Annotated in this window: 10 protein-coding genes and 1 pseudogene; 7 read left to right on the top strand and 4 right to left on the bottom strand. The window is 52.8% G+C overall.

All coding sequences use genetic code 11. The features are described from left to right. The first annotated feature begins 6 nt into the window (after positions 1 to 6). The 7 genes from F4Y39_08810 (at position 7) to F4Y39_08780 (ending at position 6,715) form a co-directional block, all read left to right on the top strand. Entirely contained in the window at positions 7 to 1,401 is a 1,395-nt protein-coding gene (locus F4Y39_08810) for a sulfatase (protein MYC13811.1), read from the top strand. A gap of 47 nt (positions 1,402 to 1,448) precedes the next feature. Continuing rightward, the gene (locus F4Y39_08805) at positions 1,449 to 2,699 is read left to right on the top strand and encodes a hypothetical protein (GenBank protein MYC13810.1); all 1,251 of its coding nucleotides are present in this window, start codon (positions 1,449 to 1,451) and stop codon (positions 2,697 to 2,699) included. Between the two features lie 100 nt (positions 2,700 to 2,799). Further along, positions 2,800 to 4,014 carry a hypothetical protein gene (locus F4Y39_08800; GenBank protein ID MYC13809.1) on the top strand — a complete coding sequence of 405 codons (1,215 nt, stop codon included), beginning with the start codon at positions 2,800 to 2,802 and terminating at the stop codon, positions 4,012 to 4,014. A 13-nt stretch (positions 4,015 to 4,027) separates the two neighbouring features. Further along, positions 4,028 to 4,786 (top strand): hypothetical protein, encoded by a 759-nt coding sequence (locus F4Y39_08795; GenBank protein ID MYC13808.1) that lies wholly within the window; start codon positions 4,028 to 4,030, stop codon positions 4,784 to 4,786. A gap of 132 nt (positions 4,787 to 4,918) precedes the next feature. Further along, positions 4,919 to 6,181: a flagellar biosynthesis protein FlgA gene (locus F4Y39_08790; protein MYC13807.1), complete on the top strand. Its 1,263-nt coding sequence runs from the start codon at positions 4,919 to 4,921 to the stop codon at positions 6,179 to 6,181. Next, positions 6,181 to 6,510, top strand: a complete 330-nt coding sequence (locus F4Y39_08785) for a hypothetical protein (GenBank protein ID MYC13806.1) — start codon at positions 6,181 to 6,183, stop codon at positions 6,508 to 6,510. The genes F4Y39_08790 and F4Y39_08785 overlap by 1 nt, the downstream gene beginning before the upstream one ends. Continuing rightward, the gene (locus tag F4Y39_08780) at positions 6,491 to 6,715 is read left to right on the top strand and encodes a type II toxin-antitoxin system HicA family toxin (protein ID MYC13805.1); all 225 of its coding nucleotides are present in this window, start codon (positions 6,491 to 6,493) and stop codon (positions 6,713 to 6,715) included. Before F4Y39_08785 ends, F4Y39_08780 begins: the two co-directional genes overlap by 20 nt. Positions 6,716 to 6,829: 114 nt before the next feature. Here the strand turns inward: F4Y39_08780 and F4Y39_08775 are convergent, their stop codons facing one another. The 4 genes and pseudogenes from F4Y39_08775 to F4Y39_08760 form a co-directional block, all read right to left on the bottom strand. Then, positions 6,830 to 7,750: a dihydrodipicolinate synthase family protein gene (locus F4Y39_08775; GenBank protein ID MYC13804.1), complete on the bottom strand. Its 921-nt coding sequence runs from the start codon at positions 7,748 to 7,750 to the stop codon at positions 6,830 to 6,832. A gap of 9 nt (positions 7,751 to 7,759) precedes the next feature. Then, the gene (locus tag F4Y39_08770) at positions 7,760 to 10,462 is read right to left on the bottom strand and encodes a TonB-dependent receptor (GenBank protein MYC13803.1); all 2,703 of its coding nucleotides are present in this window, start codon (positions 10,460 to 10,462) and stop codon (positions 7,760 to 7,762) included. A 138-nt stretch (positions 10,463 to 10,600) separates the two neighbouring features. After that, complete coding sequence (locus F4Y39_08765) at positions 10,601 to 11,500, bottom strand: creatininase family protein (protein MYC13802.1); 900 nt, start codon at positions 11,498 to 11,500, stop codon at positions 10,601 to 10,603. 526 nt (positions 11,501 to 12,026) lie between these two features. Continuing rightward, positions 12,027 to 12,161 (bottom strand): annotated as a pseudogene (locus F4Y39_08760) (hypothetical protein). Positions 12,162 to 13,521: the final 1,360 nt, after the last annotated feature.

Genomic DNA, 13,521 nt, shown 5'->3' with positions numbered 1-13,521 from the left:
TAGCTCATGCAAACGCGTCGCGATTTTTTATGTACTACCTTTACGAGTACTGCCGCTGTACTCGCCGCAAGTGCTTTTCCCTCATCGCTTTTCGCACAACAAAAATCCAATGTGCTCTTTATTGCTGTGGATGATCTCAATGATTGGATTGGCTGTTTGGGGGGACACCCGGATTCTGTAACGCCAAATTTAGATCGCCTGGCGAGTCGAAGTACTTTATTTACCCGTGCGTATTGCAATGCGCCTGCGTGCAATCCCTCGCGTGGTAGCCTGGTGACTGGCAAATTGCCCACGACAACGGGGGTGTATGAAAATGCCCATTCATTCCGGCAGCAGGACCCGGATGCCGTAACTCTGATGCAGCATTTTATGGGCAATGGATATTATGTTGCGGGTAGAGGCAAAATCACGCGGCAAGGGAGACCTGCTGATGTGGTATCCTATCACGACTATGTTCCCCAGGGACGGGACCCACTGCCTCCCAATCCACCGCTGAATGGTCTTCCAGATCAAGGCAGGTTTGATTGGGGACCAATAGATGTGCCAGTGGAGGAAATGGACGATTGGAAAGTGGTGCAGTGGGGCAAGGAGATGCTGAATAAGAAGCACGACAAACCCTTCTTTTTGGCCTGTGGTCTCTATCGCCCGCATCTACCGTGGTACGTGCCCAGAAAGTATTTTGATTTGTATCCCCCAGACGATATCACATTGCCCAATATAGACGAAAACGATCTCGACGATGTGCCTCCCATCGGGCGATCCTTTGTCACGCGGCGGGATGATCACAAAAATGTGACTGAGACGGACAATTGGCGGAGGGCTGTTGCGGGGTATCTCGCCTGTATTCGATTTGCCGATGATATGATCGGGGAATTATTGGATGCACTCGACAATAGTTCTTATGCCGATAACACGATGATTGTTCTGTGGGGAGATCACGGCTGGCACCTGGGCGAGAAACTCCATTGGCGCAAATTTGCTCTTTGGGAAGAGGCTACGCGCGTGCCTCTTATGATTTCAGCACCGGGTATGGCACCCGGACGATGCGACCGCACGGTCAGTCTGGTCGATCTGTATCCAACATTTATTGACGTTTGCGGCTTGCCCCAAAGAGATGGTCTGGATGGTGTGAGCTTAAAACCCCTGATGGCGCAGCCCGACCGAGAATGGGATCGACCCGCGCTGACCACGCATATTCGGGGCAATCACAGTGTGCGCTCTGAACGATGGCGATATATTCGCTATTCAGATGGAACTGAAGAACTCTACGATCACGAAAATGACAGTCTCGAATGGACAAATCTCGCAGGAGATGCGCAGTATAAGGACATCATAGATGCACACGCAGCCTGGATACCCAAAGTGGAAGCACCTACCGCAGAATCTTTGCGCCGCCAGTAGGGATTGAGCGATGGACAATTCCTCTCAAAACCTGGAGAAAATCCGTCATGAAAATCGCAAACGCAACCCGTCTTAGCCTCAATATTCCCTTTTACTGCAAACGGGTCGAACGCGCCATGCACCGCGCTCAGACTCACGACGAACGGGTCTATCTCTACCGTATTGAAACCGATGAGGGGATCGTGGGCTATGGAGATAGCCTGTCTGTTAGCGATGTGCATACACTGATCGGCCAGAATCCCTTCCAGATCATGCACAACGACGCCATCGGCTTTGGTCCACAGCTCGCTGTTCTGGACGCTGTTGGAAAGGCCGCTGATGTGCCTGTCCATGCCCTGCTCGGCACCAAATTGCGCGACCGATGCCCCATCTCCTGGTGGGACATTGACATGTCACCTGCCGACTGGGTCGCGGAGGCCAGAGAATCTCTCAAACGCGGGTACACTTCTTTCAAAATGAAAGCCCGCCCCTGGCGAGACATCCTCCAGCAGGTCGAAGCCGTGGGCAAACTCGTACCCGCAGATTACAAATTCGACATAGATTTCAACGGTTTTCTGCTCAATCAGGCAAAAGCGGAGATTATCCTCCAGCAGCTCGACAATCACCCCAATGTCGGCATCTACGAAAGTCCCTTCTACCTTTATGGCGATCTCATCGGCGCGAGAATTCTTCGCGAACGCGTATGCAAACCCGTCGTCGAACACTTCCGGGAAGAATATTTGCACGCCCACGCCTGCGATGGCTTTGTTATTGGCGGCGGTGTCACAGAAGTCCGCCGGCAGGCTGCGCTCGCCGCTGCTTTCAACAAACCTTTCTGGTTACAAATGGTCGGCACTGGAATTACCACTGCCTTCGCCGTACACCTCGGCTCTGTCCTCTCCCACGCCCAGTTGCCCTATATTACCTGTCACGAACTCTGGAAACACGATTTGCTTAAAAAACGCCTCGACGTGATTGACGGTCACATCCAGGTCTCCGATGCCCCTGGCCTGGGCATTGAAGTCGATGAAAAAGCTGTCGAAAAATACGCGGTCGATCCCGATACACCCACACCTAAAAGGCTCTACCGAGGAAAAAAACGCATCCTGCGCATCTCGTGGCCCGGTGCGGCCAAACAGAAACGCATCTGGGAATTTACCGATGAAGCCATCTACCAGAAGACCTTCTACGCAGGTAGCATCCCCGGATTTGAACGCGGTGTTACCCTGGAAGTTATCGAAGACGACGATAGCGCGACTTTTAAAAAAGCCCATGCCACGCTGGCAAAACGCGAGGCAGCCATACCCGCCCTGACGTGAATGACAGTTAGGAGAACCCATCGATGGCATCCGTAACCTTTAAAGGCGTCTTTCCCATCGTCGGACCACTCAGCCTCTACTTAACTCGGAGGATTCGATCATGAAAATCACCGACATCGACATCATCCCCATCTATCCCAAAATCGCCGACCGGAATGCCGACCAGAAAGCCCGGTTTTTCAATATAAACCATCGTACCATTTTTAAAATTACGACTGACAATGGTATTGTCGGCTATGGCGATGCACGCTGCGAGGCCCCTTCTAAATCCACTGTGAAACACCTGATCGACCGCGATCCTTTTGACTTTATCAACGCCGATCTCAACAGCGGCCTGATGGGCGCTCTCTACGATGCCATGGGCAAATACCTTGAAATTCCCGCGTACAAACTCATGGGTCAGAAGATACGCGACCGCGTACCCGTAGCTGCCTGGACTCGCCCGGCCTCCCCGGAAGACCTGGCCAAAGAGGTTCAGCGAGCCGTGGAAGAAGGGTATATGATCTTTAAAATCCACACTTGCGCCTATTACGACGTGTACGAACAAACCAGAGCTGTTGAGGAGGTTGCTCCGCCCGGTTTCAAGATGCATTACGACTTCAATCACAATCGGCCGCTTGCCGCTGTCCTGCGCATTTTGCAGGAGTTGGAGAAGTCCCCCGTCGTAGGTATGATCGAAGATCCCCTGGTCTTATCCGATGTCGAAGGCTGGCGCCTTCTGAGGGAGAAAACCAGTTTGCCACTGCTCATGCATGTCCCCCAACTCGGCGGAGGCCAGGAGATTATTCGCGGTTGCGCCGATGCCTACATGATCGGCGAAGGCGGCATTGGCTCTACCCTCGTGCGTGGATTTGCTACTGCCCTGGCCAATGTCTCCTCTGTCATCCAGCTCACAGGCGGTACCCTCACCAAAGCCATGGCTCTGCATATGGGCGCCGTGATTCCCAACGTGGCTCATTCTACCAACCTGGACGACCAGTACGGTGAAGACGTTGTCAAACAGCGCATCGAAGTCGCAGGCGGTTCCTCTCCGGTACCCAAAGGCGCTGGCCTCGGCGTAGAGGTCGATGAAGACGCGCTGGCCAGATGCGCTGCCAACAAACCCACTGTTATTCCCCCCACTATTGGCATCCTGCATCTACCCGATGGCCACAAGCTCTATACCAGAGGATTCCCAAACGTTGCCCGCCTCACTGGTTTCCCCGAAGGCAACATCCGGGGCATTCGCCTGGATGTCTGGGAAGACGACGGTTCCGACAAGTTCAAACAAACTCTGCAACGCATCGATCAGCAGGGTCCGTTTATGGAAAAATAGTAGGTCTTTTCTTATGCACACCAGCACCCTCTTAATCTCTCAGGATTTTGAATACTGGCAATCTGGCGAAAACGGCCTCACTTGCGTCGATTTTGAGACCTTCTGTCCGGACTACCACGAATTGGACCGCACGGGTGTCATCTCTCCCCATCTCGAAGATGGCATACTACACGTCGGATATGCACTTCTGTCACTGACCACTGCCTTTTACGATATCTGGCGCGCTCGCACGGATGATTTTTTTATTTATCCCCAGCACTTTGCCATCCTGGACATCACCCGAGAAGGCGTCAACTCGGGATGTGGACGCCTGCCACTTGAGAAAAATACGCTGGGCGGTCCCTGGGGCAATTTAGACGTCTGGCCCGACTCAAAATGGATTCCCGCCCACGGCAGCGTTTCCGGCATGCTCAAGAAAGCGTTTGACCTTCAGATCAACCGCCTGTTCTGGCCCGAAGCCTTCCGCCCAAATCGCGAAGAAAAATCTCTACCTGCTTATGCGGTCAAAATGCTCCGTACTCACCTGAAAGCTGTCTATTATTACAACACCTCCGAACCCAATATCGAAATCCATACCGCACAAAACGTGCAAGATCTCCTTCAGTCGAGCCTCAATAGACTGTCCGACATAGATGGCCTATCAATTCCACATTTTCTTCGGCGACAGGTTCTCGAAAACCCACAGACCGATCATCGTTATGTCGAACAGTATCGCAAAGTAGATCCGGATCATTTTCTCAACGACATGGCAGACTGCTTTGAAAATGCCTGATTGAGCCTCTCATAATTTTCTCTTGTGGGGAATCCTTTGGCCAACGGTCAACTCTTACACTTGCTAACTGCCCGGGCCGAGTCTAAAAACCCCCTTCGCGTGGGCCTCATCGGCGCTGGAAAATTCGGCACCATGTTCCTGGCCCAGGCCCGTCGCGTTGCGGGTCTGCACGTCCTGGGTGTGGCCGATCTATCCCTGCACCGGGCGCGTGATGCTCTCACGCGTGCTGAGTGGCCGCCCGAACAATTTTCCGCAACCCACTTCGATCACGCCCTCAAAACTGGTGCCACCTATCTCACCGATGACGGCGATGCCCTCATCCGGGCGGACGGTCTGGACGTTCTGGTCGAAGCCACTGGCAATCCTCTCGCAGGCATCCACCACGCCCTTCAAGCCATCGAACACGGGCGCCACCTGGTCATGGTCAATGTCGAAGCAGACGTTCTGGTCGGTCCCCTCCTGGCTCAACGTGCAGCATCTGCTGGTCTCGTGTACACCCTCGCCTATGGCGATCAACCGGCTTTGATCTGTGAATTGGTTGAATGGGCACAGACCAATGGCTTCGACATTGTCTGCGCTGGCAAGGGCACCAAATACCGGTCTGCGTACCACGCATCCACTCCTGATACTGTCTGGGAGCACTACGGTTTCGATGCAGAAACTGTTGCAGAGGGTGATCTGAACCCCCGTATGTTTAACTCTTTTTTGGACGGGACAAAATCCGCTATTGAAATGGCCGCTGTCTCAAATGCCACTGGCCTGAATCCCCAGCCCGCAGGCCTGAAGTTTCCGCCTTGCGGCATTGATCAGTTGCCAGATATTTGCCGGCCTCATAGCGACGGGGGTCAACTTTCTCACAAGGGAACCGTCGAAGTCGTCTCCAGCCTGCAACGAGATGGAACCCCTGTCGATCGGGATCTACGCTGGGGTGTTTACGTCACCATCGAAGCTCCCGGCGACTACATCCGCCGCTGCTTCTCCGAATACGGCCTTCCCACTGATTCCACGGGACGCTACACGGCCATCTATCGCCCCTACCACCTGGTTGGCATGGAACTTACCACCAGCGTCTTGCGCGCTGGCTTGCGCGGCGAAGCCAGCGGCGCGCCCGTTGTTTTTAATGCAGACGTTGTCGCCACTGCAAAACGCGATCTCCCCCAGGGAGAAGTCCTGGACGGCGAAGGCGGCTACCGCGTGTACGGCAAACTCATGCCGGCTGATCAGGCTTGCATATCCAACACTCTGCCCATCGGCCTAGCTCACAATCTCAAACTAAAACGCAAAATCGCCGCAGGACACCCCATACACCAATCCGACGTCGAATTGGACGAAAACAACGCCATTCTCCGCCTCCGCGAGGAAATGGTACAACGCTTTGTGGAAAGGAGCGAATAATGAACAATGAACAATCGCTTTTGCCACCGAAAATTTCATTTTTTGAAAAACGATTGACAATAATTCTTGCTCGAGATGACGCGATGGTATGCGCTTTCTGTCCTGAATTGGATTTGGTGACTGAAATGGCAACGCCCGATGAAGCACTGGAAGATATGCTGGAAGCCATGCAGGATTATGCTGAGGAATATTTGGAGGACTTAGAAATTTATCAAAACAGTCCCAATCGCGCCCATCATTTACCTTATATCCAGGCGATTGCAGCCTGTAACGATGCTTGGGATATTCGCATGCTAATTGAAATTCAACATGGCCGTGTACAGGTTTGACCAATTTCGCAAAGTGTTGCGCGTTTTGGGATTCGCAAAAATTCGATCTCGGAAACACGAGACTTGGCGCAAAGTGCTCGTAAATGGAACGATTTTGCGTGTTCGCATTAGCCACAAACATGGACGAGATATTCCGCGGTGGCTATTTTATGAAATGCTGCGGCAGGCGGGAATTAATGAAGAAAAATTTCGGGAATTGATGTAGAATGGCTCCTCTTAAAAGATCCAAGCCCTGCTCGGTACCAAATTGCGCGTCCGGGAAGACTGTTTGCACGCCTTTTATCGAATCAAAGTCATCAACATGAAGGTGCGTTCCTATCTACGACGCCTCTGTGCGGAATAGGGGGCGAAGTTTTGTGAGGATGGCGTCGAGTTCGCGGTGGTCGTCGTCGTCCAATTGTGTGCTGCCGGGCGCGCGCATACCGCTCGTTTTGAAGATGCCTCGGCGAATGAGTACTTCTTTGACCAGGCGGAGACCGAGGATTTGGATCAGGTTGGTGAGTGGAAGGAGTTGATCGAAGAGATCGCGTGCTCTGTCTTCATCGCCTGCTTGGAAAGCATCCCAGATATCGACATGAATATCCACAACCGGGGCGCCGGGCATAAAGCCACTGGCGCCTCGTCGCATTTCTGAGATCATCCAGCGGCACCATGCCCCGCCAAAAACGCCCTGACAGTGATCCCCTGCTTCGGCGACGATGGCGCTGATGTGATGTGCGCTGGGATTGGCTTCTTCTTTGACGTAGATGAGGTGCTCGACTTCGGTGAGCAGGCGAACGAGTGCAGGAGGTTGCATGCCAGCACCTGCGTTCTGGATGAAAATGGGCAATTGTCCGGCGCTGGAAATGGCCTCGAAGTAGCGGAGATTTTCGTCGGGTCCTCCGCTGCCCATATAGGGTGGCATGGCGATGACGGCGTCGGCACCTGCGCGTCCGGCATGGGCGGCGTGTTCAGTGGCTGTGGAGATATTTGTGCCGGCCACACCGGTGATGACGGGGGTGCGTTTGTCGGTTTTTTTGACGACGATTTCGACGAGGGTTTGTCGCTCGCGGTCGGAGAGATATTGAAATTCACCTCCGAGCACGGGAAAGACCAGGCCACCTGCACCTGCGGCGATGCAGAAGTCGATCTGTCGCTCCATGCTTTCGATGTCGAAGTCACCGGATTTGGCAACGGGTGTTTGTAATACGGGCAAGATGCCGCGGATGGGATCGCTCACGGAGGTCTCCTGTGTTAGAATTGCTGGCTGCTAATAATCGTACGATAGTGAAATATTCCAGCGGCGCAATAGGCCAAGGAATACGCGGGCACTTGCTGCGTCGTGATTATTGCCGTCGTCTGCATCGGATATATAGCGTTCGTCGAGCAAATTGAAGACGTGTAATTGCAGTTTCACTTTGCCATTGCCAAATGTATTGCCGGGCAAGGTGTAGCCCGCATGCAGGTTTATCAGGTTGTAATTCGGGAGTTGCCAGGACTGTTTTCGGTCGCTGGCATCTGTTCGGTTGGCGGGGTCAAATTTGGCATAGTGATCCATAAATCGCCGCAGATTCAGCGAGGCGTAGAGGCCGCGTTTGGGAAATATTGTGCCGCTCAGTGCAAGGGTTTTTTGCGCCGAGTCGCCCACTTTTAGTCCTTTGGCATAGACTTGAAAGTTGCCGATGGCCGATGGGTCTTCTTCAGGGGAAAATGTGACATTGGCATCGTTGAGCCATTCCCAATTGCCCAGCGATAACATGCCGCGCACTTCCAGCATGGAATGGGGACGCGCTTTCAGGTCGAACTCTATGCCTGTATGCCGCGCGTCAATGCCGTTTAGCAAAAACCGGAAGCGCTGGTCGAGTTTTTCGCTGTAAATGCTCTTGGGCCACGAACGGTCTATCCATCTGGTGTAATAGAAATTTGTGTTTGCTGTCACTACGCCGCGTTTGAAATACCCGGTGCCCAACTCAAATGAGGCGACTTTTTCATTGAAGGTGGGGTCGTAAAGGCTGTTGTCGTAGTGATAAACGGAGTCGAATTTGGGGGCTGTTGAAAGCCAGCCGATGTTGGCATACATATTGACTACGGGGGTTGCATTGTAGTTGCCGCCCACTTTTACGGTGTAGCCTTTGAAGTTCTCCCAGTCGGTCTGATCCCAGTCGCCATTGATCTTGGCACGGAAATAGTCAATGCGTTTATAACCTGTTATGGACGCAGATGTGCTCAAAAATGCCGTAAAGTCGTTAAACCGACCTTCGAGTTGTGCAAAACCACCCCCCCAGCGCGTGAGACCATCGTTGTGGTAGGAGACTTTGTCGCCGAGTCGCTTGACGGAGGTCGTGGCATTGTTATCCCAGGGGAAGACGTAATAATCGGCGCCGAGCAGATTGCGTACTTCGCGCCAGTGCTGCCCTCTGTAATAGCGCAAATCTATACCAAAAGCCAGCGTATAGATGTCGCTCAAACGGTGTTCAGCTGTGCCCAAATATCCATACCAGAAGTGCTGGTTGACCGAGTTTCGTATGACGGTTCTCGCCGCAATTTCATTGGCACCTACTTCGCCTGCACCTACCAGATCGAGATGGGCTTCCGATGCTGTTTGGGTGTTCAATTCATCGGCAACGCGTTGCCAGTTGATGCTGCCATCGGGTAGCGAGCGCGGGTTGGTACCCAAACGCCCTGTGCCGCCGCCTTTGCCGCGCGAAAAATAAAATACATTGGACAGGATGAACTGCTCGTTGGGTGTCCAGTACCAGTTCAAATTGATCTGGGGTTTGTGGTAAAAATTTTCGCGTTCCATGATGATTTCGCTATCGCGCGCATCGTGTACCTGGCCGTTGTAGTACTCCTGATAGGATGAGAATGGCGAGCGTCCCCAGTTGGGGTTGTAATCGATACCGTAGTTTCTCGCATCCGAAACATCAATGCCCAGAGATCGGGCGTAATCGGCATCAAAGGTTGCAATAGATTGCTTGTAGAGGCGATGCCCATGGCGTTGTGGCGCGCCTACGACAAACAGGTCAATTTTGTGTGTCTCAGACGCGAAAAAACTCAGTGCGCCAAAATAGGACCACGCCGATGTCCAGGCCTGATCGGGCAGGCCATCGCCGATTTTGCGCGTGAGGCCCAGGGTGAAAGCGGTTTTGCCGTTCATCAAACCCGATGAAAAATTAACTGTGGTTTTGTAAAAGGCGTTGTTTCCCGCTTCCTGTTTGATTTTGAATCCGCGCTGTTGGCGGGCGATGTCGGTGACAATGTTCATGGTGCCACCCACTGAGGCTATTGCCAGATTTGAGGCGCCCAATCCGCGCTGTACCTGGATTGACGATGTGACATCGCTCAGGCCATCCCAGTTGGACCAATAGACCCAGCCGTTTTCCATATCGTTGACTGGCACGCCGTTGATCATGACGGCGACGTTGCGCTGGTCGAATCCCCTCACATTGATGCGAGAATCGCCAGGGCCTCCACCTTGCTCGGTTGCATAAACGCCCGGCGTATCATTCAAAATCATCGGGAGATCGCGCGAGCCGAGTTTGCGCTCCATATCGGCTTTTGGTACGTCTGAGAAGGCAACGGGTGTTTCGCGCAGTTTGGCGCGGTCGGCAACGACGGTGACTTCTTTGCCTCGAAATGCTTCGGGCATGAGTTCTATAAATAACTCGGCAGCATCCGCTTTTACAACGATGGCGTTGCGATATTCTTTATATCCTACAAAACTTATGACGAGTGTATAGCTGCCTTCGCCGACTCTGGTGATCTCAAATTGTCCATCGAGATCTGTAGCAGTTCCTCGTCCAGCACCTTCTAAATACACGTTTGCGCCCGGCAGGGCTTCACCGGTTTCGGCATCGCGTACTTTGCCTTTTAACTCGGCAGCAGATAGGGTTGAGTGGGCCAGAAAGAACAGAGCGAAAAACATAATCAGTTGCTTCATATTGAATCTCCTCAGTAAAAAATGGGGCAACATACGCTATGCGTGGCGTATTGGACGATGTTATTACGATAAATCTAAATATATACAATGTTCGGTTGACAACAAGTGTGATCGGGTAAAACAATTCTGCAATGAGATACGGCCTGCATTGGCAATGCAGGCCGTTTTATTTTACCATTCGCGGTCTGGTACTTTCCAGTTGGCGTACCAGACAGAGTCTTCCGGGAGCGTGGCGTCGTCCGACCACGCTGTTTGCATCGTGCGGAAGTTGGGGAGTTCGGGGCGGATAACGGTTTCCCAGATGTGTTCGACCTGGTCGAAGGTGCGAAGTTTTTGCGTGGGTTTTTCCGATTCATACGCGGCGAGTAATTCTCTAACTTTGTTGCCGAGCCACTCGATTTCGTCATTGACCATGCGCTCGCCAATTTGGCGATTGGATTCGCGGACATTTTGGCCCATGGCAAAGTGCGGACCGGGTTCACTTTTGGGCGGTAAACGGGAGATATCGACACAGTCGGGTTCAATGGCCCAAAGAAGAGAGGTTTCGACTTTTCCCGCGTGGTCGCCACCGCTGTTGTTGTCATTGTCAAAGCCGGGTTGGTTGGCTTCAAAATCGGGCAGGCTATACAGGCGCGTGCCCACCTGGGGCTGGATGAGTTCACACAGGGTTTTCAGGTCTTGCCAGTTGGGGCCGTAGTGCCCGGTGAGGAAGATGGCCGCTTGAAAGCCGAGGGTGTCGGCCTGGCGGATGTGATAGCAGATGTTTTTGAAGTGTTGCCAGGGCGGCATACAGGTTAGCCAGGATCGTTCGGATTTGCCAACCGAGCGTTCTGACCAGAGGGCATAGCCTCCAATTTCGTGGATATGCCAGTAGTCGGGCGGGGCGACAATGCCGCCGTGTTTGTGCGCGGTGCGAACGGCAATGCCGTGGGCTTTGAGGGCGTCGAGTCCCACAGCATTTTGTGGGCCGTGTGGTTCGCACAGGCCATAGGGGAAATAGACGACTGGACAGGCTTTGAATGCGGCTTCGAGTTCATCGGGGAACATGCGCTCCCAGCGTACGTCTCTCACGGCGGAGTACTCCTTTGAAAAATTGGAATGAAGCTATGATTCCAAATCGTGGTGCAGTTTTAGTTTGGTGATAAATTCTGGTATGAGTGTGGTTCCCGAGTTTTTGAGATGGTCTATGACATCATTCCCAAGTGCTGTATTGAGATGGTAGTGTTGTACAGATTCGTTGATTTTGATGAAGCCCAGGCGGTCCATCAGGTCCGGGTTCATTGTGCCGTTGACGATGGGCGCGTGAAGGGTGCAGTTGGTGAAGCGCGTGCCCAACGTGTTTTGCAAAATGTAAAATTGCTCTGGTACTTTTTTGACGTCGGGCTGGAGATGGCACTCGGTAAATACGAGTTCGCCCCGCAAATTGGGTGCGGTTATGGTGTTCAGGCTGCACCGTTCAAAAGTCGCACTGGCAATGCAGTTGCCCAGGTACACACTGATATTTTCACAGTCGGTAAATCGCATTTTGGGATAGAGGGCGAGTGCATCGGCATAGTCGGTCGCTGATTCTCCACCGATCAGGATATGTACCTGTTCATCATCGTCGGCAATTTCCTGAGTGAATTTTTCGAGTTGTATATTGTCGCAGATGAGGGTGCTGTTGGCGTGGAGTTGTGTGCCATCGTAGCCGCCATTGCGGCGCAGGTCGTAGTAGTGTGGATTGGGTATGCGGATGAGGCGAACGCCTTGCTTTCTACCTGCGACGGTGATGTTTCGAAATTCAATACGATGGGGAAAGAAGAGGCGGGTATTGTTTTTGGTTTTGGAAAAGGGGACAGTGTCCATTAGCCAGCACGGTGCAGTTGATGCGGGCGCAGCGCTGTAATCGATGAGCAGGTCTTCGATTGTGACCGTGCGTGCAAAGCCTATGGGATACTGGTAGTCGAAATCGGCCGGACGACAGGATAGGACCGAGACACGGCCATTACTACTGGGCATTAACCGGCAGCCGCGGATGCGTATATGCCCGTCCCATTTGGCTCCATAGTCGCGCCTGAAATTGACGAATTGGTTGCCGTGGCGCGTGGTGTTTTCGATTACCAATTCACCGCCACCTGTCAGGGCGATGCCTTTGAAGCCAATGGTGCAGTTGCTGATGTAGAGGTTCCAGCAGTGGAAATGCACGTCGATGCGGTTGAGGCGGCAGTTTTCAAAGCGGAAGTTTTTGTTGAGATTGGTACCAAAAACACCCCAGGCTACCCAGCCGCCTTCTGCCGTGATGTTGCGAAAGGTGCAATTGAGCATCCGCGCACCGCCAATGCCGTAGGTGCCCGCACCGAGTACTCTGTCTTTTTCTTCGCGATTTTTCTCCCAGGGCATTGCGCGGATATTTTCCAGCGTGACGTCGTAAACACCGCTGAATACGTAAAAGCCGCGACGGGGGTGCATGGAGATATCTCGTTTCCCTTTTTCCAGGCCCATCCATTGTTCGCGGATGATGGTGCGGCTGCGCCGTATGGAGATGCCGTGGTGGTGATACCGCCAGGATCTACCGCTTCCACTGTCGCCAGAAAAGTAAAATCCGCCGCCTTCGACGATGAGGTAATTGTCGTTGCAGGGTATGGCGGTGATGTCGGTAAAGTTTTTGAATTCCCAGGCTATATCGCCAATGATGCGGCCCTCTTCTTCAACATAGAATAGTTCTTCGCGCCCCCATCCGGCCTTTGAATAATTGCCTGCCCGAATGCCAATGCGGTCATCGTCATCTTCGGCGATGATGAGATGGCCTGCATATTGTGCCAGTTCGGGAATGAGTTGCACGCCGGGTTTTAGTTTTTCCAATAGAGCCGCTTTGATGGTTTCGTCTCGCGTGAGTTTTTTTGACGGGTGATCGTTGAGAATTTCAAAGCGCGGCTCCCTTTGGCTGTTGTACTGTTCATCGATGTGAAAAATTGTTTGTCCCCATGAGACGTTGGTTTTGATGGGTATGTCATTGGTTTGCAAGATCCAATATTCGCCGCTTAAATTCACAATCGGGACTTTGTGTGCGTTGGCGTATTTATGCGCCAGGGTTATTTGTACGCCATCGTCAT

The sequence above is a fragment of the Gemmatimonadota bacterium genome, assembly GCA_009838845.1.
Classification (GTDB): domain Bacteria; phylum Latescibacterota; class UBA2968; order UBA2968; family UBA2968; genus VXRD01.
Note: the sequence above shows the minus strand (reverse complement) of the source record. Positions and strands in the feature narration are given on the sequence as shown.

What these genes read in the sequence shown, in the direction of transcription:
- F4Y39_08810 (MYC13811.1), top strand. Translation starts at nt 7, where the DNA reads ATGCAAACGCGTCGCGATTTTTTATGTACTACCTTTACGAGTACTGCC.
- F4Y39_08805 (MYC13810.1), top strand. Translation starts at nt 1,449, where the DNA reads ATGAAAATCGCAAACGCAACCCGTCTTAGCCTCAATATTCCCTTTTAC.
- F4Y39_08800 (MYC13809.1), top strand. Translation starts at nt 2,800, where the DNA reads ATGAAAATCACCGACATCGACATCATCCCCATCTATCCCAAAATCGCC.
- F4Y39_08795 (MYC13808.1), top strand. Translation starts at nt 4,028, where the DNA reads ATGCACACCAGCACCCTCTTAATCTCTCAGGATTTTGAATACTGGCAA.
- F4Y39_08790 (MYC13807.1), top strand. Translation starts at nt 4,919, where the DNA reads ATGTTCCTGGCCCAGGCCCGTCGCGTTGCGGGTCTGCACGTCCTGGGT.
- F4Y39_08785 (MYC13806.1), top strand. Translation starts at nt 6,181, where the DNA reads ATGAACAATGAACAATCGCTTTTGCCACCGAAAATTTCATTTTTTGAA.
- F4Y39_08780 (MYC13805.1), top strand. Translation starts at nt 6,491, where the DNA reads ATGGCCGTGTACAGGTTTGACCAATTTCGCAAAGTGTTGCGCGTTTTG.
- F4Y39_08770 (MYC13803.1), bottom strand. Translation starts at nt 10,462, where the DNA reads ATGTTGCCCCATTTTTTACTGAGGAGATTCAATATGAAGCAACTGATT.